Genomic DNA, 21004 nt, shown 5'->3' with positions numbered 1-21004 from the left:
CCCAAAGCCGGATCCAAGACATCCTGCGCGCGTCAGCGCACAACTGGATCAGAACCGGTCCAGCAAACGGTCAAGATAGTTGCGCTCCTCCTCGGGACGATCCAGCTCGCCCGACCGTTTGCGCAATTCTCCCAGCAGTTCCTCGGCCCGGCGATAGACATCCTGCCCCTGCAACAGACCTTCGTCCGTTCCGACACGGCCCGTATTTCCGGTGTTGCGGCCCAATGGGTCGCGTTGTTGGCCGGGGTCTCCGCCTTGAGCGAACCCCTGCTCGCCGGTCCGTTGTTGCTGCTGTTGCGCCAGCGCTTCGCCAAGATTGCGCATACCTTCCCGCAGCGCCTCAAGGGCCCGCGATTGCTGGTCGATCGCACGACCCAGATCGCCGTCCCGCAAGGCGCGCTCCGCGCCGTCCATTGCGCCATCAGCCCGCTCCAGCGCTTCGGCCGCGCGTTCCCCTGCCTCGGTCCCCTGACCGGGCAAGGCCTGTCGTTGGCGGTTCAACTCGTCGCGCAGAGCACGCTGACGATCCGCCAGTTCATCGGCAAGGTCGCCGCCCTGTCCCTGATCGCCCGGATCACGTCCGTCACCCCCCCCTTGCTGGCCGGGTTGCCCCTGCGGCCCTTGCTGTCCGGGCTGGCGCTGGCCATTGTTCAGGTCACGGAACGCTTCGTCCGACAGTTCCTGCTGTTCGCGCAAGGTGTCGGCCAGCCCTTCCATCGCCTGTTCGCCCGGCGATTGACCACCGCCGCCCGGGCCCTGCGTCATCTGCATATTGTCCAGCATCTCCTGAAGCTGGCGCATCGCTTCTGCGGCCTCGGCCATGCGGCCTTGCTCCATCAGTTCCTGAATCCGGTCCATCATGCGCTGGATGTCGTCCTGAGACATCTGGATCATGTTCTGCGGATCCATCGGCTCGGCGTTCGGATCGCGCTCCCGCGCCTGCTGCTGGGCCAACTGGCGCATGTAATCACGCGTCGCTTCGCGCAGTTCCTGCATCAGTTCGGCAATTTCCTGGTCCGTGGCCCCGTTCTTCATCGCCTCTTCAAGGCGTTCGCGGGCCCGTTCCATCCGCTGACGGGCATCCTCCAGATCGCCCTCTTCCATCTCCAACGCCAGGTCCCACATCGCCTGCGCCAGGTCCTCTTGCTTTTCGTCGGTGATGGCGCCGTATTTCGCCAGGGTCTCCAGCCGCTTGTTCAATGCGCGCAGTTTCATGAACTGGATGTCCTTGCGGAACAGATCATCTGGTTCGTTGAGGATCGTCTTGAAGATCATCACGATCATCGGTGCGTTCTCGCGGTTCCACAGCAGGGATTGCCGCTGTTCGATCAACGCCGCGGCGACCGGGTCAAAGAACCGCCGCCCCGGCATGACCAGCGCCTCCGGCTCGGACAGGCCAAGCTGGCCGCGTCCGTCCTGCACTTCCAGCGACAGCTTCACAGGCAGATTTGCCCAAGGGTGCAACGAGAAATTCCCCACAAGGGATTCCGTGAATTCCGAACGATCGCCCGCCACGGGCATCGGCAGCGGCACTTCGATGGTATCGCGCGGCTCGGGCGCGATGGCGCGGCCATAGCGGCGATCGACCGCGTCCAGATCAAGCGAGAACCGCGCCACGCCCATCACGACCCCGTGGTCGTCCAGCGCGGAATAGGGGATCTGCGCCTCACCCTCGTAACTGACTTCGATCTCGCCGTTGCGTGTCACGCTGGGGGCTGCATCGGGGATCATGGCGATTTGCCAGACCCGGCCACCGGGCCCGTCAACCGCCAGCTCCCCGGACCGCAGCACGGCAAAATCCTGTGCGGTTTCGCTTGCTTCCTCCGGGGACAGATCGCGCCCCGAAATGCTTTCCCGAATGCTGAGCGCGCCAACTTCGCCATACATGCGCAGGGTGATTTCAGCCCCTTCAGGGACCTCCAGATCCGGCGCGGTGATGTCGTTGAGATACACCGATGGCAAGCGGGTGTAGGCCGGCGGCTGCATCCAGCCCTCCCATGCCGGACCGGCGGCAAGGTCCGGTCCACCCGCCCCCATACCGGTCACGGATTGAACCCGGACCAGCGATCCGAAGAGGATCGCCACCGACAGCGCCAGCAGAGCGACATAGCGCAGCGCCAGCGGATCGTTGCGCGACACCCTCAGATCAGGTTCCACCGCGCGTGCCTGTGCCAGACGTGCGCGCATCCGCTTTTGGTGCGCGCGCCACACGGCGGTCGAGGCCGCATCCCCGTCGCCAATGGCCTGCGTATCCAGCGCAGCCTGAATCGGGTTCCCCTTGAGCGTTCCGTCCAGCCGCAGGATCGCCGCCTCGCGTGAAGGCCAGCGGAACCGCCGTGCCCCGTACCACAGCCCCCAAGACGCGCCCAACGCCAGAACCGCCCCGGCAACCCAGACCCATTCCACCGCGACCTCGTCCTGCAAACCCAGCATCAGCAGGGCAAGGGCAAAGATGACGACGGACCAAAGCGGCCAGAACGCGCGGGCCGCCCGCTCGGCCACCATGCCCAAACGGGTCAGGGCCAGCGGCAGGCGCAGGGTGCGAAAGATCTCGGGAATGTCGGTCCGGTTCGGGGCCATATCGCTCCTCGCAGGGTCAGCCTGCGAGGAGGATACCTCACAGCCACACGGGGATGGTATCGCGATTTATGATATCGTCAAAGGAGGGCCGTGGGCGGATAACCGCGAATTGATCGCCACTGACAAGCACTTCGGGCACCAGCGGGCGGCTGTTGTATTCGCTGGCCATCACCGCACCATATGCCCCGGCAGAGCGGAAAGCGACCAGATCACCGGCCTGAACCGGTGGCATCAGCCGCCCCTTGGCAAAGGTGTCCCCGGTTTCGCAGACCGGTCCGACGATGTCATAGGGCAAAAGCTCAGCGCCCGGCTTTGCCTCTTTTACAGGCACGATCTCGTGATGTGCCTCGTACATGGCCGGTCGGATGAGGTCATTCATCGCCGCGTCGAGAATCAGGAAATCGCGACCTTCGCCCTGTTTGACGTAGATAACACCGCTCACCAGCAACCCGGCGTTGCCGACGATCAGCCGGCCCGGTTCAATCTCGATCTCGCATCCGAGATGGCCCACCGTCCGCTGGATCAGCGCGCCGTAATCCATCGGTAAAGGCGGTGCTTCGTTCGAACGCGCATAGGGAATGCCCAGACCGCCGCCCAGATCGAGCCGCGTGATCTGATGCCCGTCCGCCCGCAGGACCTCGGTCAGTTCGGCAACTTTTTTGTAGGCTTGCTCGAAAGGTTCAAGCTGGGTCAGCTGGCTGCCGATGTGCACGTCGATGCCCACCACCTTGAGCCCCGGCAGGCGTGCGGCCTCGGCGTAGACGTCGCGCGCGCGGGCAATCGGGATGCCGAACTTGTTTTCGCTTTTGCCGGTGGCGATCTTCGCATGGGTCTTGGCGTCCACATCCGGGTTGACCCGAAGCGTGATCGGGGCCTCGACCCCCATGGCGCTGGCCACCTCCGAGATGACCCGCATCTCGGGTTCGCTTTCGACGTTGAATTGACGGATGCCACCTTCCAATGCGGCGCGGATTTCGCCGCGCGTCTTGCCCACGCCGGAAAAGACGATCCGTTCGCCCGGGACGCCCGCGGCCTTGGCCCGCGCATATTCCCCGCCCGAGACCACGTCCATACCGGCCCCTTCGGCGGCAAGCGTTTTCAGGATCGCCTGGTTCGAGGCCGCCTTCATCGCGTAACAGACCAGATGCGGGCCCCAGTTCAGCGCCTCGTCGAACAGCCGGAAATGCCGCACGAGAGTCGCCGAGGAATACAGGTAGAAGGGAGCGCCCACAGCCGCCGCTATCTCGGCCACCGGCACGTCTTCGGCATAGAGCTGCCCGTCGCGATACAGAAAATGATCCATGCCCGCGCTTTAGCCGAGAGCGCGAAAGGGGGCCAGCCCCCTCTTGGCCTGACGGCCAATTCACCCCCGGGATATTTAAGGACAGAAGAAGCGCCACTTGGGTCTTTTTGGTTATCGGCGGACCGGTAGCCGGGGTTTTTGGGGTCTTTCCCCTCTTGCCCGGGTGGTGCCCAAGCCGCACTCTGGGTTCCGGGAGGATCGCAGATGCATGAGACCATCACAGCCGGAAATGTGGCCGTAGTCACGGGAGGGGCGTCGGGGATCGGACGCGAAATGGCGCGGCAGCTGGCCGGGCATGGAATGCGCGTCTGCATCGCCGACATGGGCGGCGACGCTTTGGAAACGGCGGTCAGCGATACCGGCGCGGCCCTTGGCATGGCCACCGATGTCTCGGACGTTGGCCAGTTGCGGCGGCTCAAGTCCAAGGTCGAAGAAATGCTTGGGCCGGTGAACCTGTTGATGAACAATGCCGGAATCCAGCCGGGCAGTTCCATCTTTGATGCCGAGGGCAACTGGGAAAGGATCCTTGCGGTCAATCTGTGGGGGGTGGTGCGGGCGTCGCAGGTCTTTGGCCCCGATATGGCCGCCTCTGGCAAACCCGGACTGATCGTGAACACCGGGTCCAAGCAGGGGATCACCACGCCGCCCGGCGATCCGGCGTACAATGTGTCGAAGACCGGTGTGAAAGCCTTTACCGAGGCGCTCCAGCACGAGTTGCGGGGGATGGCGGGGTGCCGTACCGAGGCGCGCCTGTTCATCCCCGGTTTCGTCTATACTCCGCTGACCGCGCGCGGCCGCAGTGAAAAACCCGCCGATGCCTGGACGCCGGAACAGGTGGTCGAGTTTCTGCTGCAATCGCTGACGCGCGATGATTTCTACATCCTTTGCCCGGACAATGATGTCGACAGGGCCACGGATGAAAAGCGGATCCTTTGGGCAGCACAGGATATCACCGAGAATCGGCCGCCGCTGTCGCGCTGGCATCCGGATTATGGGTCAGCATTTGCGGACTGGCTGAAACGCTGAGCCAAGTGCGGCCCGGGCCCCGGACCCGATCCGGGGCCTCTCAGATTGGTCGTGATCGGAAATAGAGATAGAGTGGCAGGCCACAGCTGACCCCAATGCAGAAGGTCGCCGGAATGGCGAGCAGCGCGACCCAGTTTCGCCGCACCGCGACCTCGGCCAGCACCCACAGCGTCAGGACAATGGCGGCGATGGTCAGGTCCCAGGTCAGGCCGCGCGTGCTGTCATTGACGAACCACGCGTCGATCAGGGCCTGTGGGCTCCAGTCGTTCTTGGCCAGGTAGCTGGCGAAGTAATACATCGGATGCACCGCGCCCCAGAGGGCCAGCGCCAGCCAGAGCCGCCGCAGCATCAGCCGGTGATCCCGACCTCGGCCTTGCCGGTGATGCTGACGCCGATGCCGGGCCCCGAGGATTTGGGGCCGGGGGCTTCGGGTTCGCCATCCGCGCCGCAAGCGGCAAGGGCCAGCAGTCCGAGGATCGCAACGAGTCTCATGCCAAACGCTCCTTCCAGGCGGCTACCTGTTCGCGTACGCGGGCCGGCGCGGTGCCGCCATAGCTCATGCGCGACCGGACCGAATTATGCACGCCAAGGACATCATAGATCGATGCGTCGATTTTTTCATGCACGTCCTGCATTTCCTCAAGCGAGAGGTCGGGCAAGTCACAGCCCTTGGCCTCGGCCTTGGCGACCAGCGCGCCGGTCACGTGATGGGCATCGCGGAAGGGAAGCCCGGTTTCGCGCACCAGCCAGTCGGCCAGATCGGTCGCGGTTGAAAACCCGTGCGCCGCGGCAGCTTCCAGTGCGGGGACATTGGCCGTCATGTCGCGGACCATGCCTTCCATCGCGGCCAGCGCCAGCATCCAGTTGTCCGCGGCGTCAAAGACTTGCTCTTTGTCTTCCTGCATGTCCTTGGAATAGGCCAGCGGCAGCCCCTTCATCACCATCATCAAGGCGACATTGGCGCCAAAGATACGGCCGATCTTGGCACGGATCAGCTCGGCGGCGTCGGGGTTCTTCTTTTGCGGCATGATCGACGAACCGGTCGAAAAACGATCTGACAGGGTCACGAAACGGAACTGGGCCGAGGACCAGATCACCAGCTCTTCGGCAAAGCGCGACAGGTGCATGGCGCTGATCGACGCGACCGACAGGAACTCCAGCGCGAAATCGCGGGCGCTCACGGCATCCAGCGAGTTGCCCATGGGCCGGTCAAAACCCAGTGCCTCTGCGGTCATGTGGCGGTCGATCGGAAAGCCGGTGCCCGCGAGGGCCGCCGCACCCAGCGGAGATTCGTTCATCCGGGCGCGGGCGTCGCGCACGCGCGACAGGTCACGGCCGAACATTTCGACATAGGCCATCATGTGATGGCCCCAAGTGACAGGCTGCGCGGTTTGCAGGTGGGTAAAGCCCGGCATGACCCAATCGGCCCCGGCCTCGGCCTGCGTCAAAAGCGCCTGCATCAGGGCGGTCAGCCCGGTTTCTGCCGCGTCCAGCTGATCGCGCACCCAGAGGCGGAAATCGGTCGCCACCTGGTCATTCCGGCTGCGCCCGGTGTGCAGACGGCCCGCCGGCTCGCCGATCACCTCTTTCAGGCGCGCTTCGACGTTCATGTGAATGTCTTCAAGCGCGGTCGAAAAGGCGAAGTCTCCGCTTTCGATCTCTGACAAGACCGTGAGCAATCCTTCCCGAATGGCCTTGGCATCGCTATCACTGATCACGCCTTGTGCGGCCAACATGGCCGCATGGGCACGAGACCCGGCAATGTCCTGTGCCGCCATGCGCTTGTCGAAACCGATCGAGGCATTAATTGCCTCCATGATCGCATCGGGCCCGGCGGCAAAGCGGCCGCCCCACATCTGGTTCGAGGTCTTGTCAGACATAGAGTGCCTTTCGGAGGTCATATGAAACGTCTCACGCTTGCGGCTCTCTATACCGCCGCAGTCATGCTTGCAAATCCGGTGGTGGCCGATGTCGAGGCCGCCAAGGCCGTCGTCGCCGGCGACATGCGCAAGATGGTCTTTCACAATGCGCCCAAGGATGCGGGCGATGTGGATTTCATGACCTTCGACGAAGCGCCGCTGAACCTGTCCGACTGGAAGGGCAAATGGGTTGTGGTCAACTTCTGGGCGACCTGGTGCGCCCCCTGCCGCAAGGAAATGCCCATGCTTTCAGAATTGCAGGAAGAACTGGGTGGCGAAGGGTTCGAGGTGCTGACCATCGCAACCTCGCGCAATCCTCCTGCCAAGATGAAAGCCTTTTTCGACGAAATCGGTGTGACGAACCTGCCGCTGCATCGCGACCCAAAGTCGATGCTGGCGCGTCAGATGGGCGTTCTGGGCCTGCCGGTGACGGTCATCCTGAATCCCGAGGGTCAGGAAGTGGCCCGATTGACCGGTGATGCAGACTGGTCCTCGGACAGCGCTCGCGCGGTCTTGGAAGCGTTGATGGGCGGCGAGGGCTAAGCCTCCATAGGAAAAACCCCGCCCGGGTGAACCGGACGGGGCTTTTTGGAGAGAGAGAGAGAGAGAATTTCGGCGGGCTTACAGCCTCGTGCCGGACGGGGGCCGTTTGACCTCGACCCTGACAGGCTGCGGCGCGGCAATGCGATGCGCGATCGCAAGGGCCGCAATGGCCGTCAGGAAGAAAACAAGAAACGTCTGCGTCACGTTGTTCAAGCTCCGGGTCGTCGGCCCCCCGCCGACAAGATCAAAATGGGCAGAAGCAGGGCAGTTTGCAATATTTTGGCCCGAGTTTCGTTAAAATGCGCCAAACGGCGGCGACAGTCCCGGCCCTGCTCAAGGATCTGTTTCCATTTCCCCGGATAATGCCGCCACATTTGGCCTGAAGACGCCTGATTTCAAACCCGAATCCCGATCACGGTCACAGAGGATCCATGCAATCGGGGCGTGCCTTGCCTCGGCAAGGATCGATTGGAGTGAACCGGTCGGGCTTTCCGGACTTTCCGTGCGTGCCAATTCGGACGATGCCTGTCATCAATCTGTTGCAGGGGATGCTGATTTAATGTGCAAATCCTTGTAACGGGTTCGTGAGGCCCCCATATGAACTGTATACTACCGCATACAAAAATCTTGGAATAGGCATGTTCGATCTTCTCCTGTCGGACGGGATGTTCCCGTTCACCCTGTCCCTTGCCCTGCTCTTTGGCCTTCTTGCGCTTGAGGTCGTCTTTGGTTTGCTGGGTGGCACCCTGCTTGGCGCGGGCGCAGACGGTCTGGATATGGACGGGCCGGACATGGATGTCGATTTGCCGGATCTAGGCGATTTGGACATTGACCTGGACCTGGACGGCACCGGGATAGACATCGGCGATCTGGAATTGGCCGAACCCGATCTCGACGCGCCAGATCTGGATGGCGATATGCCCGATGGCGGACCGGCAGGTGTTGGCAGCGTCGCGGCATGGCTGGGTTTCGGCAAGATGCCCGCCCTGATCTGGCTGGCCGCCATTCTTATGTCCTTCGGGCTGAGCGGGCTGATCCTTCAAGTCACCGCCAGCAATATCCTCGGCGGACCCCTGCCGTCCTGGATGGTAGCCGCCCCGGCCGGAGCCGTGGCCATCTGGTTCGCCCGGTCTTTCGGTGCGCTCTTTGCCCGCCTGCTGCCCAAGATGGAAACCGAAGCGCTGTCCGAACGTCATCTCGGCCGCCGTTCAGGCGTCGTGACCCAAGGCACCGCCGCCCGCGGCCGCCCCGCCGAGGTCCGCGTCACCGACCGCTACGGCAACACCCATTACCTGCGCGCAGAACCGCTGCGCGACGATGTGAAGATCCCCCAAGGCACCGAGGTCATGGTGCTGCGTCACCGCTATGAGCAGGGCTATCTGCTTGTCGCGCTTTCCTGAGTTTTTTCAACCACCAGAGGACAGAAATGGACAATATTACGCCCATCCTGATTATCGTCGTGGCCGCCTTGGCCTTTATCGTGCTCATCATGCTTGTATTGGCACGTCTCTATCGTCGCGCCACGCGTGAGGTCAGCCTCGTCAAGACCGGCGCAGGCGGCAAGAAGGTCATCATGGATGGCGGCGTGATCGTCATACCCCTGTTCCACGAAGTCAGCCCCGTCAACATGAAGACCCTGCGCCTTGAGGTGCAGCGTAACGGCGAGGCCGCATTGATCACCCAGGACCGGATGCGGGTCGATGTGGGCGTGGAGTTTTACGTGTCGGTCATGCCGACCGAAGAAGGCATTTCACGCGCCGCCCAAACCCTTGGCGACCGGACGTTCTATGTCGACCAGTTGCGCGAGATGATCGAAGGCAAGCTGATCGACGCGCTGCGCGCCGTCGCCGCCCAGATGACCATGGACCAGTTGCATGAGAACCGCGCCGATTTCGTCCAGGAGGTACAGAACACCGTCTCCGAGGACCTGACCAAGAACGGTCTCTCGCTGGAATCGGTCTCGCTTACCGCGCTTGACCAGACGCCGTTTGAGGCGCTGGACGAAAACAACGCCTTCAACGCCGTCGGGATGCGCCGCCTGGCCGAGGTGATTTCGACCTCTCGCAAGGAACGCGCCAATATCGAGGCCGAAGCCGACGTTGCCGTGCGCCGCGCCGAGATGGAAGCCCAGCGTCAAAAGCTCTCGATCGAACAGGACGAGGAACAGGCCCGTATCGAACAGATGCAGCGGCTGGAAACCATGCGCGCCGCGCAAGAGGCCGAAATCGCCGCCCGCACCGAAGATTCCAAGCGCGAAACCGAACGTTCCCGGATCGCCCGCGAAGAATCCGTCCGCAGCGCCGAGATCGAACGCGAACGCAAAATCCGCGAGGCCGAGATCACCAAGGAACGCGAACTCGAAGTGGCGGAACAGGATCGCCAGATCATCATCGCGCAGAAGTCCGAGGAAGAAAGCCGCGCCCGCGCCAGCGCCGATCTCGCCCGCGCCGAAGCCACCAAGGCAATGGAAGCCGTGACCACCGCCAAACAGGTGGCCGAGGCCGAACGTCTCAAGCAGATCGCCCTTATCGAAGCCGCCCGCGAAGCAGAACGCGAGGCCACCAAGATCCGCCTCGCCGCCGCCGCCGAAAAGGATGCAGCCTCGGACCGCGCGATGGCCCGCCGCGAAGAGGCGCAGGCAGAGGCCGACGCGCTGACCATCCGCGCCGAAGCCAAAAAGAAGGACATGCTGGCCGAAGCCGAGGGCAAGCGCGCCATCACCGACGCCGAAAACGCCCTCTCGGAGGCACTTGTCGCCATGAAAATCGACCTCGCCCGGATCGAAGCGATGCCAAAGATCCTCGCCGAAGCGGTACGTCCGGCCGAAAAGATCGACTCGATCCGCATCCATCAGGTCTCGGGGCTGAACGGCACCGGCGCAACGGGGGCCGGCGGCTCCGATGGCAAGGCTCCGGTCAATCAGGCGCTCGATTCCATCATGGGCATGGCCGTCCAGATGCCAGCGTTGAAAAAACTGGGCGAAGAACTGGGCATGACAATGGATGGCACCATCGACGGGCTCATGGGCGCAAAACCCGCGGGCGAAGCCGAAAACCCGGCGGATCGCTCCGCGGCGGACGATGACACCTCCCCCAGACCCTGACGCAACGGCGGCGCCTCACATCGGGGCGCCGCTCCTGCTTCTTCTTGGCAAAACTACTCCGGGGGAGCTCCGCAGGAGCGGGGGCAGCGCCCCCTCCCCGTCGCAATCACCCGGAAAACTCAGCGACAGTAGGCCCCGTTGCCGTGCCGCCGCGTATCAAAATGAAAGTGATCCCGGTGCCAGGGGTCGGACTCCGGTCCCAACACGGTCCCAAAGACTCCGCAGGCCTTGCCGTGCATCTTGCGCAGCGCCTTGCCGTCTTTTCGCTTGTTCCAGCCATCTTCGATCGTGATCCGGGAACCATCCTTGAGGATCAGCGCAGAGATGTCGATTGCCTTGCCCCGGCCATGTTCCGAAATCGGCGCGCCCGGTTGGTTGTTTCGGGTCCGGCAGGAATAATGCGCCGCCACCTTCAACCCGTCCAGACCGCCGCCCCGGCGCCCCACTGCGGGGCGCGCGCCTTCGCGGACCCAGACCTCCAGCGCGCGTGCCGTCCGGCAATCCATCAGCGCACCCTCTGTCAGGCGCACGTTGCCAACTGAATACAGCCGCACCGCATCCTCGATGCCACATCCCGGCAGGCGTCCCGGAACCTTTCCAACAACCTCGCCTTTCAGGCTTGGATCGCCGCAGACCGACCCCTTGCTGGAGGCAAACCCGTTGCCCAGCGCGCTGCGAACCCCGTCGACACCGTTCGAAACCCTGTCGCGAACGCCGCAGGCCCCCAGCAATGTCAGACAGAGAATCCCCAGCGCCAGTCGTTTCACCGTTTCACCTTTGCACGCCCAAAGTCCGGTTCATTGGTATCCTGACCGGCCTCCAGAATGCCACGGCGGATGGCGCGCGTATGGGTGAAATAGGCGTGAAGCTGCTCACCGTCGCCGGTTCGGATGGCTCGTTGCAGCGCCATCAGTTCTTCGGTGAACCGGCCAAGGATCTCGATGGTCGCATCCTTGTTGGTCAGAAAAACGTCGCGCCACATGGTCGGATCGCTGGCCGCAATCCGGGTGAAATCGCGGAAACCGGCGGCCGAAAACTTGATCACTTCCTGATCGGACACGCGGCGCAGGTCATCTGCAACGCCAACCATGGTATAGGCGATCAGGTGCGGGATATGGCTGACAACGGCGCAGACCAGATCGTGATGTTCGGGATCCATGATCTCGGTGTTCGAACCCAATGCCTGCCAATAGCTCTCGATCCGCTGAACGGCCTCTGCCTCGGCGTCGTCGACCGGAACGATCAGGCACCAACGATTGTCGAACAACGTTTCAAAACCGGCCTCCGGGCCGGAATGCTCGGTGCCCGCCATCGGGTGACAGGGCACGAAATGCACACCTTCGGGGATATGCGGGCCAACCTCGGCGATCACCGTCCGCTTGACCGAGCCAACGTCGATCACCGTGGCCCCGGGTTTCAGATGGGGCGCAATCGCCTCTGCCACGCGGCCCATGACGCCAACAGGCGTTGCCAGCACCACCAGATCCGCATCCTTGACCGCCTCTTCGGCACTGTCGACAATGTGGTCGCAAAGGCCAATGCGGCGGGCCGTGTCTCGGGTTTCGGCGCTGCGGGCATAGCCGGTCACCTGACCGGCCACGCCGCCACGTTTCATGGCCCAGAACATCGACGACGCGATCAGGCCCAACCCGATCAGAGCGACTTTCTGATAGATCACCGTCATCGCGCACCCGCCTTGAACAGGCCGATGTTATGCGCCACCTGACGGCAGGACGGTTCATCGCCAATGGTGATCCGCAGACAATTGGGCAGGTTGTACCCCGCCACGCGCCGCACGATCAGACCCTGACTTTGCAGGTACAGATCACAAGCCTCGGCCTCGGCCTGATCGGCAAAGCGGGCCAGCACGAAATTCGCGGTCGACGTATCGCTGGGCACACCGTGTTCGGCCAGCGCTTCGGCCAGCCATGTGCGCAGGCGCGTGTTCTCTTTGCGGCATTTTTCAACATAGGCGGTATCGCGCACCGCTGCCTCGGCAGCCGCCAAAGCCGTGCCGGACAGGTTAAATGGCCCGCGCACACGGTTGAGCACGTCGATCACCTCTTGCGGGCCATAGCCCCATCCCACGCGCAACCCGCCAAGCCCGTACAGTTTGGAGAAGGTGCGCGTCATAACGACGTTGTCGCGATGTTCGACCAGCTTGGCACCACCGTCATAGCCATCGACATATTCCGCATAGGCCCCGTCCAGCACCAGCAGACACTGTTCCGGCAGCCCCTCTGCCAGCCGCTCGATCTCGGCCAAACCGATCATCGTACCGGTGGGATTGTTCGGGTTGGCGATGAAGACAAGGCGCGTCCGCTCCGTACATCCCGCAAGGATTGCATCCACATCCGTAACCCGCTCGCGTTCCTTCACCTCGACCGGGGTGGCCCCGGCGGCCAGCGCGCTGATGCGGTACATGGCAAAGCCGTGCTCGGTATACAGCACCTCGGTGTCCGGTCCGGCGTAGGCCTGACAGAGGAAAGTGATGATCTCGTCCGATCCGACGCCACAGATCACACGATCCGGATCCACGCCATGCACCTCGCCAATGGCTTCGCGCAGCGACCTATGGTCCGTGGAGGGATAGCGGTGCAGTTCATGCACAGAGCGTTTGACCGCCTCCTGGGCGGCCGGGCTCGGCCCGAACGGGTTTTCGTTCGAGCTCAGCTTCACCACGTTGGTCACACCTTCGACATGGGATTTCCCACCCACGTAAAGCGCAATGTCCATGATCCCGGGCTGCGGCTTGATCGCTGTCATTTCAACCTCCAAAAGCACCCTGTGCATAGCGCCGCACCCCCGGTTAGAAAAGGCACAAACGGGTTCCAATCCGCGCCATCCAAGATACGATGCCCGCAAGTTATTTTGACGGAGTCGCTTTCATGAGAACGCTGCTTGCCATTTTCGCCGCCCTCGTGGCGATCCTCATCGGGCTTCTCGTGATCAACTCCGGTGCGTTTGCGCCCCGTGTTGCCCTGCATATCGTTTCCGGGTCCGAGAACCGGGCGCTGGAGCCGCTGATCATGGAATGGGCTGCCGACAACAAGGCGGACATCCAGATCACCTACCTTGGGTCCGTCGACATCTCTCGCGAGCTGACAAAGGGCACCGAAACCGAATTTGACGCGGTCTGGCCCGCCAATTCGCTTTGGATCGAATTGGGCGACACCCAGAAAGTTGTGAAACACGACGCCTCTGTGCTGCGGTCGCCGGTCGTACTGGGCCTGCGCATGTCCGTGGCCCGCCAACTGGGCTGGATCGGGCGGAGCGATGTCACCATTCAGGAAATCCACAAGGCTGCGCAGGATGGCAGTTTCCGCCTGTCGATGACCTCGGCCACGCAGTCGAATTCAGGTGCATCGGCCTATTTCGGCTTTCTCTACGCGCTTGCCGGCAATCCTGACGTGCTGACCATGGCACATCTGCAAGATCCCGAAACGTTGGACAACGTGCGAGACCTGCTGGCGCAGGTGGACCGGTCATCGGGGTCATCTGGCTGGCTGGTCGACGCGCTGGTCGACAATTACGATTCGTTCGACGCCATGTTCAATTACGAGGCGCTGGTGATCGAGGCGAACCAGAAACTGGTCGCCGAGGGCAAGGAACCGCTTTATGCGATCTACCCGGCAAACGGGCTGTCGGTGGCGGACAGCCCCTTGGGCTATGTGTCCAAAGGGGACGACGCCAAAGAGGCGAAATTCCTCGACCTGCAAGAATTCCTGAACTCCAAGACCGCGCAAGACCTGCTGACCGGGCTGGGACGGCGGGCCGGTCTGATCGGGCTGGATGCTTCGGGCGCCGACACGTCAGTCTGGAACCCCGAATGGGGGATTGAACTGAGCCGCGCCATTGCTCCCATCCCCACCCCCTCGTCAGAGGTGATCGGCGAGGCGCTCCGGCTCTATCAAACGGAATTGCGCAAGCCTTCGCTGACGGTCTGGGTGCTGGATGTTTCCGGCTCCATGGGCGGGCAACCCATCGAAGAACTCAAGGACGCCATGCGCCTGCTGCTGGATCCCGATGCCTCGGCGGTCAACCTGTTACAGCCTTCGTCGCGCGACGTGACCATCATCCTTCCGTTCAATCACAACATTCTCGAACCCATCGTGGTCGAGGGCAACAACGCCGCCGCCTCTGAACGCGCGCTGAATTTCGTCAACGCGCTACAGGCCGATGGCGGCACCGATGTCTACTACGCGATCTACGAGGCATTCGAAGCGATGCGGCCCTATGCCGAAGACGGCACTTTGCCCAAGTTCCTGCCCGCCATCGTCGCCATGACGGACGGCGCATCGGACACGGAAAACCGCTCGGCGCTTTTGGCCCATATGGATATGACCACCTACACCAAGGACATCCCGATCCACGCCATCGCTTTTGGCAGCGCCGACGAGGCACAGCTGGATGAACTTTCCAAGATCTCGATCGGGCGCCTTTTCCACGCGGGCGAAGACCTGACCAAGGCCCTGCGGTCCGCGAAGGGATACAACTGATGGGGCTTTACGACGGACCGCGCCAGATCGTCGCCGGGGCGATCGCGGCCGCGATCTTCCTTGGCCTGTTCTTTGGCGCGACGCTGGTATGGTGGCTGGCGCTGATCCTTGCGGCGGTGGCTTATGGCGCGCTGCTGCTGATCATTCCGCGCCGCCAGCGCGCGGATGAAATCATTCTGGGTGCCCGCGTCTCTGCCGCAGACATGGCCAATGCCGGGGCGGCGCTGCTGGACCATGCCGCCCGGCTGGAGGCCACGGTGCCCGGACTGCCTGAACTGGACGCAGCCGCCGTGACCGAAATGGCACGGCACGTGCGGTCGATCCGCGACAATGTCCTGCGCGATCCGGACGACTATCGCCTGACGCGTCGCTTTATCAGCACATACCTGCCCAATGTCGTGCAAACCGTCGAAACCTATGCAGATCTCGCCGGCCGGGCCAGCGGTTCGCAGGCCGATCGCCTGTCGCAGCTTGGCGCGCAGATCCGAGGTTTTAACAAAGTGGTCGAGGACATCGACCGCGCCTGTATCGAGAATGATCTTGCCGCGCTCGAAACCGAAGTGGACGCGCTGGGCGCGCAATTGAACCGGAGGATCAGATGAACCGCTCCCTGCTTGGCCTTGGAATCCTCGGCGTCGTTGCCGCCGTCGCCGTTGGCGTGTCGGTGGTGGATTTCTCCTCGCTGACGCGGGACGTCACACCGCGCGAACGTGTGGACGTATCGATTTATTTCGGTGGCGAGAAATCGGCCCTTCTGGCCAATGAAAAGGTCGCCAAGATCATCCACGACCGCTATCGCATCGACCTTGATGCCACCAAGGCCGGTTCGGTCGAAATGGTGACAACGCTGGACAGCACCGGCAAGGATTGCCTCTGGCCCTCGACCATGGTTGCGGTCGAACTGGCCAAGATCTCGGGAAAGCCGGTCAAAGGGGATGAGACGATCTTCAACTCTCCCATCGTCTTTTATGCATGGGACGCCGTGGCCGACGCGCTCACCACGCGCGGCGCCGTGACCGAAAAAGACGGCATGCTGACCGCCAATGTCGATGCCATCGGCAAGCTGATTTCGGACGGCGCGCGCTGGCAGGAAGACCTCGGCCTGAACATCTACGGACCGTTCAAGGTTTTCTCGACCCACCCGGCAAAATCCAACTCGGGCAATATCTGGTCCGGCCTGCTGGCAACGGTGTTCAACGACGGCACCCCCCCGACAGAGGCCGACCTGCCGCAGGTTTTGCCCCGCGTTACCGGCTATTTCGCCGCCATGGGCCACATGGAAAGCTCCTCGGGCGACATTTTCGAAAACTTTCTGAAACAGGGCATGGGCGCCCGCCCGATGATCGTCGGCTATGAAAACCAGCTGGTCGAGTTCCTGACCGAAAATGCCGAATATGCTGACCTGATCCGCGAAAAGATCCGGGTGATCTATCCGGAACCCACGATCTTTGCCTCACATCCGCTGATCGCGCTGACCCCGGCCTGCGACCGTCTCGAAGAGGCGTTGGTGGATCCTGACATCCAGAAAATCGCCTGGACCGACCACGGCTTCCGCACCGGTTTGATCGGGGTCGAAAACGATCCGGCCGACATCAAGGTCGCCAGCCTGCCCGAAACAGTTGCGCTGGTGGTGCCCATGCCCGCCGCCCGCGTGATGGAGGCAATCATCGACGCCGTCGAGTAACGCGCCTTGCGGCCGGGGATGGTGGGCGGGGCGATGTTTCGGCCAAAGGCCGGAACGAGCGCCGTTCCCATCCCCTTGCCATCAGACGACCACGTCCATCGCCTCTTGTTCGCCCACCCCAAAGACACGTTTGTACCGCGCGATTTCCTCCGCCGGACCCATGGCTTTGTTAGGGTTATCCGAGAGTTTGACCGTCGGGTTTCCTTCAGCGCTGATCGCCTTGCAGACCAGAGAAAAGGGCGCCAGCGTATCGCCGGGCGTCAGTCCGCGGAAATCATTGGTCAACAAGGTGCCCCAGCCAAAGGACACGCGCACGCGGCCCTCGAACTGGCGATACAGTTCTAGGATCTTCGACTCATCCAGCCCGTCCGAAAAGATCACCAGCTTCTTGGTCGGATCCTCACCCCGGCTTTTCCACCAGTCGATTGCCACCTCTGCCCCGGTCGCCGGATCGCCGCTGTCGATACGAATGCCCGTCCACCCGGCCAGCCAGTCCGGCGCGCGTTTCAGGAAACCTTCGGTGCCATAAGTGTCAGGCAGGATGATCCGCAGGTTGCCTTCGTGTTCGTCATGCCAATCGGCAAGGACGTCGTAAGGTGCCCGCGCCAGAGCGGCGTCGTCCTCGGCCAGCGCGGCATAGACCATGGGCAGTTCATGTGCATTGGTCCCGATCGCCTCCAGATCCCGGTTCTTGGCGATCAGGCAGTTGGACGTGCCGACGAAACTTGGCCCCAGCCCTTCCAGCATCGCCTGTACGCACCAGTCCTGCCACAGAAAGGAATGCCGCCGCCGGGTGCCGAAATCCGCGATCCGCAGTTGTGGCACCTGCCGGAGATGTTCCACCTTCTCCCACAGCTTGGTCATCGCGCGGGCGTACAGGACCTGCAATTCGAACCGGCCCATATCATGCAAGACAGCGCGGCCGCGCAGTTCCATCAGGACCGCAAGCGCCGGGATTTCCCACAGCATGACCTCGGGCCAGTTGCCTTCAAAGGTCAATTCGTACTGATCGCCGACACGTTCCAGATGATAGGGCGGCAGACGCAGCGCCTCGAACCATTCCATGAAATCGGACCGGAACATCTGGCGCTTGCCGTAAAAGGTGTTGCCCCGCAGCCAGGTGCTTTCGCCCCGCGTCAGGCTGAGCGAACGGATATGATCCAGTTGCTCACGCAATTCGCCTTCGTCGATCAGCCGCGCAAGGGGCACCGACTTTGTGCGATTGATCAGCGAGAATGTCACCTGTGTATCGCGCTTGTTGCGAAACACCGATTGGCACATCAGCAGTTTGTAGAAATCCGTGTCGATCAGGGACCGCACGATTGGGTCGATCTTCCACTTGTGGTTCCAGACCCGGGTAGCAATGTCGACCATGGCCGTCCTCTTCCGCGTGAAAGCTCAGGATAAACCGGATGTTGCCCTGTCACGCAAGCGTGACACCCGCCTTTGCCATCCCCTCCAGCGCCGCTTTCAGCGACCCGTCAAGATCAATTGCCCGGCACAGGTCCTGCCGGACGGTTACGTCAAAGCCCAGTTTCGCCGCATCGACCGCCGAGAAGTTCACGCAGAAATCCGTCGCCAGACCGACCATGGTCAGACGGTCGATGCCGCGCGTGCGCAGATAGCCCTCCAGCCCGGTGGGAGTTCTGTGATCGTTCTCGAAGAAGGCGGAATAGCTGTCGATCGCCGGGTTGAACCCTTTGCGGATGATGAGGTCGGCCCGGTCCCCTTCCAGTTCCATGTGGAAATTCGCGCCCGGAGACCCCTGGATGCAATGATCCGGCCAAAGCACCTGTGGCCCATAGGGCATGTCGATCAGGTCGAAAGGCGCTTTGCCCTGATGCGAGGAGGCAAAGGAAGAATGGCCCGCCGGGTGCCAATCCTGCGTCAGGATGACAGTCTCGAACTCGGCCATCAGGGCATTGATCGGCTGGACGATCTCATCGCCGCGTTCGACCGCCAGCGCACCGCCGGGGCAGAAATCATTCTGGACGTCGATCACGATCAGGGCGTGCATCGGCTCTCTCCCTTTCCTGTTGGAATGCACCATAGAGAGCGGATTCCGGAATTGCCATGGCAGGCGCGCTCTGCTACCCGTCGCTCCTTTCCAAACAGGAGATGCGATCATGGCACGGCTTGGCGTGGACTTCGGCACGTCCAACACAGGTGTCGCCGTCATGGCGGCCGGACGCCCCTATGCGATCCCGCTGGAACCCGGCGCGGCGACTCTGCCGACAGCGGTTTTCGTCGATTTCGCAGACCGCCGCTATGTTTACGGCAGCGCCGCGGCACACGCGATGATGGACGGCGCCGAAGGCCGGTTCATGCGCGCGCTGAAAAGCATTCTTGGCACGCCACTGGCACGGGAACCCCGCCGCCTGTTGAACGAACGCCTCACCCTGATCGAGGTGATCGCCCGCTTTCTGGCAGAAATCCGCAGCCGCGCCGAAGCGCACACCGGCATGCGCTTTGACGCGGCTCTTTCGGGCCGTCCGGTGCATTTCCATTCGGCCTCGGCCGAAAAGGACACGCAGGCCCTGGCCGACCTGACCGAGGCGTATCAACTGGCCGGCTTCCAGTCGGTCGAATTTCTGCCCGAACCCGAAGCCGCCGCGCTGGCGGTGGATGGCGGGGGGCGGATGCTGATCGTCGACATCGGCGGCGGCACGTCGGATTTCACCATCTGTGACCGGCACCGTGACAGAACCGAGGTTCTGGCCAGCGGGGGGATCCGGCTGGGCGGCACGGATTTCGACAAGGCGCTCAGCCTCGCGCACGCAATGCCCCTGCTGGGCCATGGTGCGCAGATTGGCGCCGAGCTTGGTGCCAAGACCCACGCCGCGCCGCGTGCCCTGTTCAACGATCTGGCCAGTTGGGAAAAGATCCCCTTTGTCTATGACGCTGGCCTGCTGCGCGAGGTACAGCGCTGGATCCGTCTGTCGCCGGAACCGCATCTGTTCGAACGACTGGCCGATGTTCTGGAATCCCACCTTGGCCACGATATCGCCTATGCGGTCGAGGCCGGAAAAATCGCCGCCAACGGGGCGGACTCGGGCGAAATCGCGCTGTCTGTTGTCGAACGCGGCCTGTCGGTCGACCTGTCCGCCGCCGCCCTCACCGAAGCGCTGACCGGCTATGGCGAAGAGATCGCAGCCTGTGCTCTCGACACCTTGAAAACAGCGGGATGCACCCCCGACAGCGTGGATCAGGTGGTCTATGTCGGCGGGTCCAGCCTGCTCAGTGCCGTGCGCAGCGCCATGACCCGCGCCCTTCCCGACGCCCGACCGGTGGACTCCGAGGTCTTTACCGCCGTTGTGCACGGGCTGGCCATTGCGGCAGAATAGCCGCTGGACGCATCCCTTAACGCTTCGTATCGAAACGCCCATGTTTACAGTCTGCGCTCTCTATCACTTCACCCGCTTTCCCGATCCCGCCGCGCTGCGCGATCCGCTGTTGGAGCTTTGCCGCGCGCAAAGGATCACCGGCACGCTGCTGCTGGCCCATGAGGGGATCAATGGCACCATCGCCGGCCCCGCCGAAGGGATCGAGAGCGTTCTGGCGCATATCCGTGCCCTGCCCGGCTGTGCCGATCTGGAATGGAAACTGTCCAGCGCGGCAGAACGGCCTTTTGCCCGGATGAAGGTACGCCTGAAGAAAGAGATCGTGACCATGGGGCAGCCGGATGTCGATCCGCGCGCCAGCGTCGGTCACTATGTCGACCCGTCCGAGTGGAACGATCTGATCCGCGCGCCCGACGTGGCCGTGATCGATACCCGCAACGACTACGAAGTCGCCATCGGCACTTTCGAAGGCGCGGTCGATCCGCAAACCGACAGTTTCCGCGACTTTCCCGCGTGGTGGGAGGCCAACAAGGGCCGCTTTCACAACAAGCGTGTTGCCATGTTCTGTACCGGGGGCATCCGGTGCGAGAAATCGACGAACTACCTGCTCAGCCAGGGGGTCGAAGACGTGTACCACCTCAAGGGCGGCATCCTGAAATATCTCGAAGAAGTGCCCGAAGAGGACAGCGCATGGCAGGGGTCGTGCTTTGTCTTCGACGGACGCGTCTCGGTAGAACATGGATTGCGCGAAGGCCCGCACGAATTGTGCCACGCATGCCGCCGCCCGATCCTGCCCGAGGATCGCACCCGGCCGGAATACGAACATGGCGTGTCTTGCCATCTTTGCATTGACGAGACTTCGGTCGAGGACAAGGACCGCTTTCGCGAACGCCAGAAACAAATTGCCCTGGCCAAGGCGCGCGGTGAACGCCACCTGCACACCGACATTGTCGACGAGGGCTAGACGGCGGGCCCCGCGCTGATAGCCTGCCCCGCGAAGGGGGCC

General features: G+C 62.7%; 19 protein-coding genes. 9 read left to right on the top strand and 10 right to left on the bottom strand.

Going from position 1 to position 21004, the window contains the following annotated elements:
* Window positions 1–48: 48 nt before the first annotated feature.
* A complete protein-coding gene (locus tag KJP30_RS14585; protein ID WP_246594500.1) occupies window positions 49–2580 on the bottom strand; it encodes a DUF4175 domain-containing protein in 2532 nt (843 codons plus the stop codon).
* 37 nt (window positions 2581–2617) lie between these two features.
* A complete protein-coding gene (gene lysA, locus KJP30_RS14580; protein ID WP_218449990.1) occupies window positions 2618–3883 on the bottom strand; it encodes a diaminopimelate decarboxylase in 1266 nt (421 codons plus the stop codon).
* 204 nt (window positions 3884–4087) lie between these two features.
* Between lysA and KJP30_RS14575 the strand changes: the two genes are divergently transcribed.
* Complete coding sequence (locus tag KJP30_RS14575) at window positions 4088–4909, top strand: SDR family NAD(P)-dependent oxidoreductase (RefSeq protein WP_218449989.1); 822 nt, start codon at window positions 4088–4090, stop codon at window positions 4907–4909.
* A 40-nt stretch (window positions 4910–4949) separates the two neighbouring features.
* Here the strand turns inward: KJP30_RS14575 and KJP30_RS14570 are convergent, their stop codons facing one another.
* From KJP30_RS14570 to argH, 3 genes are read right to left on the bottom strand one after another with little or no spacing between them, the layout of a single operon-like run.
* Complete coding sequence (locus KJP30_RS14570) at window positions 4950–5258, bottom strand: DUF2834 domain-containing protein (RefSeq protein ID WP_218449988.1); 309 nt, start codon at window positions 5256–5258, stop codon at window positions 4950–4952.
* The gene (locus tag KJP30_RS14565) at window positions 5258–5401 is read right to left on the bottom strand and encodes an argininosuccinate lyase (RefSeq protein ID WP_218449987.1); all 144 of its coding nucleotides are present in this window, start codon (window positions 5399–5401) and stop codon (window positions 5258–5260) included. Before KJP30_RS14565 ends, KJP30_RS14570 begins: the two co-directional genes overlap by 1 nt.
* On the bottom strand, window positions 5398–6789 hold the full coding sequence (gene argH / locus KJP30_RS14560; protein ID WP_218449986.1) for an argininosuccinate lyase: 1392 nt from the start codon (window positions 6787–6789) through the stop codon (window positions 5398–5400). Before argH ends, KJP30_RS14565 begins: the two co-directional genes overlap by 4 nt.
* A gap of 21 nt (window positions 6790–6810) precedes the next feature.
* On the opposite strand from argH, the gene KJP30_RS14555 reads away from it, so the two are divergent.
* From KJP30_RS14555 to KJP30_RS14545, 3 genes are all read left to right on the top strand, one after another.
* Window positions 6811–7371 carry a TlpA family protein disulfide reductase gene (locus tag KJP30_RS14555; RefSeq protein WP_218449985.1) on the top strand — a complete coding sequence of 187 codons (561 nt, stop codon included), beginning with the start codon at window positions 6811–6813 and terminating at the stop codon, window positions 7369–7371.
* A gap of 638 nt (window positions 7372–8009) precedes the next feature.
* A complete protein-coding gene (locus tag KJP30_RS14550; RefSeq protein WP_218449984.1) occupies window positions 8010–8771 on the top strand; it encodes an OB-fold-containig protein in 762 nt (253 codons plus the stop codon).
* Window positions 8772–8797: 26 nt separating this feature from the next.
* Window positions 8798–10474, top strand: a complete 1677-nt coding sequence (locus KJP30_RS14545) for a flotillin family protein (protein ID WP_218449983.1) — start codon at window positions 8798–8800, stop codon at window positions 10472–10474.
* Window positions 10475–10593: 119 nt separating this feature from the next.
* On the opposite strand, the gene KJP30_RS14540 is transcribed toward KJP30_RS14545, so the two are convergent.
* The 3 genes from KJP30_RS14540 to hisC are packed head-to-tail and all read right to left on the bottom strand — an operon-like array spanning window position 10594 to window position 13240.
* Entirely contained in the window at window positions 10594–11241 is a 648-nt protein-coding gene (locus KJP30_RS14540; RefSeq protein WP_218449982.1) for an extensin-like domain-containing protein, read from the bottom strand.
* Window positions 11238–12158 carry a prephenate/arogenate dehydrogenase family protein gene (locus KJP30_RS14535; RefSeq protein WP_218449981.1) on the bottom strand — a complete coding sequence of 307 codons (921 nt, stop codon included), beginning with the start codon at window positions 12156–12158 and terminating at the stop codon, window positions 11238–11240. The genes KJP30_RS14540 and KJP30_RS14535 overlap by 4 nt, the downstream gene beginning before the upstream one ends.
* The gene (gene hisC, locus KJP30_RS14530) at window positions 12155–13240 is read right to left on the bottom strand and encodes a histidinol-phosphate transaminase (RefSeq protein WP_218449980.1); all 1086 of its coding nucleotides are present in this window, start codon (window positions 13238–13240) and stop codon (window positions 12155–12157) included. Before hisC ends, KJP30_RS14535 begins: the two co-directional genes overlap by 4 nt.
* A gap of 122 nt (window positions 13241–13362) precedes the next feature.
* On the opposite strand from hisC, the gene KJP30_RS14525 reads away from it, so the two are divergent.
* The 3 genes from KJP30_RS14525 to KJP30_RS14515 are packed head-to-tail and all read left to right on the top strand — an operon-like array spanning window position 13363 to window position 16657.
* Window positions 13363–14973 carry a substrate-binding domain-containing protein gene (locus KJP30_RS14525; protein WP_218449979.1) on the top strand — a complete coding sequence of 537 codons (1611 nt, stop codon included), beginning with the start codon at window positions 13363–13365 and terminating at the stop codon, window positions 14971–14973.
* A complete protein-coding gene (locus KJP30_RS14520; protein WP_218449978.1) occupies window positions 14973–15575 on the top strand; it encodes a 5-bromo-4-chloroindolyl phosphate hydrolysis family protein in 603 nt (200 codons plus the stop codon). The genes KJP30_RS14525 and KJP30_RS14520 overlap by 1 nt, the downstream gene beginning before the upstream one ends.
* The gene (locus KJP30_RS14515; RefSeq protein ID WP_218449977.1) at window positions 15572–16657 is read left to right on the top strand and encodes a hypothetical protein; all 1086 of its coding nucleotides are present in this window, start codon (window positions 15572–15574) and stop codon (window positions 16655–16657) included. The genes KJP30_RS14520 and KJP30_RS14515 overlap by 4 nt, the downstream gene beginning before the upstream one ends.
* An 81-nt stretch (window positions 16658–16738) precedes the next feature.
* Here KJP30_RS14515 and pncB read toward each other — a convergent pair whose 3' ends face one another.
* Both pncB and pncA read right to left on the bottom strand, forming a co-directional pair.
* Entirely contained in the window at window positions 16739–18031 is a 1293-nt protein-coding gene (gene pncB / locus KJP30_RS14510) for a nicotinate phosphoribosyltransferase (RefSeq protein ID WP_218449976.1), read from the bottom strand.
* Window positions 18032–18080: 49 nt separating this feature from the next.
* Complete coding sequence (pncA, locus tag KJP30_RS14505) at window positions 18081–18674, bottom strand: bifunctional nicotinamidase/pyrazinamidase (RefSeq protein WP_218449975.1); 594 nt, start codon at window positions 18672–18674, stop codon at window positions 18081–18083.
* 109 nt (window positions 18675–18783) lie between these two features.
* Here pncA and KJP30_RS14500 point away from each other — a divergent pair, with 109 nt between their 5' ends.
* Both KJP30_RS14500 and trhO read left to right on the top strand, forming a co-directional pair.
* Entirely contained in the window at window positions 18784–20001 is a 1218-nt protein-coding gene (locus tag KJP30_RS14500; RefSeq protein WP_218449974.1) for an Hsp70 family protein, read from the top strand.
* Window positions 20002–20041: 40 nt separating this feature from the next.
* Window positions 20042–20962 (top strand): oxygen-dependent tRNA uridine(34) hydroxylase TrhO, encoded by a 921-nt coding sequence (gene trhO / locus KJP30_RS14495; protein ID WP_218449973.1) that lies wholly within the window; start codon window positions 20042–20044, stop codon window positions 20960–20962.
* The last annotated feature ends 42 nt before the right edge of the window (window positions 20963–21004 follow it).

Origin of the sequence: Antarctobacter sediminis, assembly GCF_019218285.1 — a bacterium.
Lineage (GTDB): Bacteria > Pseudomonadota > Alphaproteobacteria > Rhodobacterales > Rhodobacteraceae > Antarctobacter > Antarctobacter sediminis.
This window is presented reverse-complemented; position numbering and strand designations above follow the sequence as displayed.

Excerpts from the sequence above, each read along its gene's own strand:
- KJP30_RS14575 (WP_218449989.1), top strand. The coding sequence starts at position 4,088 with ATGCATGAGACCATCACAGCCGGAAATGTGGCCGTAGTCACGGGAGGG.
- KJP30_RS14550 (WP_218449984.1), top strand. The coding sequence starts at position 8,010 with ATGTTCGATCTTCTCCTGTCGGACGGGATGTTCCCGTTCACCCTGTCC.
- pncA (WP_218449975.1), bottom strand. The coding sequence starts at position 18,674 with ATGCACGCCCTGATCGTGATCGACGTCCAGAATGATTTCTGCCCCGGC.
- trhO (WP_218449973.1), top strand. The coding sequence starts at position 20,042 with ATGTTTACAGTCTGCGCTCTCTATCACTTCACCCGCTTTCCCGATCCC.
- KJP30_RS14535 (WP_218449981.1), bottom strand. The coding sequence starts at position 12,158 with ATGACGGTGATCTATCAGAAAGTCGCTCTGATCGGGTTGGGCCTGATC.
- hisC (WP_218449980.1), bottom strand. The coding sequence starts at position 13,240 with ATGACAGCGATCAAGCCGCAGCCCGGGATCATGGACATTGCGCTTTAC.
- pncB (WP_218449976.1), bottom strand. The coding sequence starts at position 18,031 with ATGGTCGACATTGCTACCCGGGTCTGGAACCACAAGTGGAAGATCGAC.
- KJP30_RS14585 (WP_246594500.1), bottom strand. The coding sequence starts at position 2,580 with ATGGCCCCGAACCGGACCGACATTCCCGAGATCTTTCGCACCCTGCGC.
- KJP30_RS14520 (WP_218449978.1), top strand. The coding sequence starts at position 14,973 with ATGGGGCTTTACGACGGACCGCGCCAGATCGTCGCCGGGGCGATCGCG.
- lysA (WP_218449990.1), bottom strand. The coding sequence starts at position 3,883 with ATGGATCATTTTCTGTATCGCGACGGGCAGCTCTATGCCGAAGACGTG.
- KJP30_RS14500 (WP_218449974.1), top strand. The coding sequence starts at position 18,784 with ATGGCACGGCTTGGCGTGGACTTCGGCACGTCCAACACAGGTGTCGCC.
- KJP30_RS14525 (WP_218449979.1), top strand. The coding sequence starts at position 13,363 with ATGAGAACGCTGCTTGCCATTTTCGCCGCCCTCGTGGCGATCCTCATC.
- KJP30_RS14570 (WP_218449988.1), bottom strand. The coding sequence starts at position 5,258 with ATGCTGCGGCGGCTCTGGCTGGCGCTGGCCCTCTGGGGCGCGGTGCAT.
- KJP30_RS14555 (WP_218449985.1), top strand. The coding sequence starts at position 6,811 with ATGAAACGTCTCACGCTTGCGGCTCTCTATACCGCCGCAGTCATGCTT.
- KJP30_RS14565 (WP_218449987.1), bottom strand. The coding sequence starts at position 5,401 with ATGAGACTCGTTGCGATCCTCGGACTGCTGGCCCTTGCCGCTTGCGGC.
- argH (WP_218449986.1), bottom strand. The coding sequence starts at position 6,789 with ATGTCTGACAAGACCTCGAACCAGATGTGGGGCGGCCGCTTTGCCGCC.
- KJP30_RS14515 (WP_218449977.1), top strand. The coding sequence starts at position 15,572 with ATGAACCGCTCCCTGCTTGGCCTTGGAATCCTCGGCGTCGTTGCCGCC.
- KJP30_RS14545 (WP_218449983.1), top strand. The coding sequence starts at position 8,798 with ATGGACAATATTACGCCCATCCTGATTATCGTCGTGGCCGCCTTGGCC.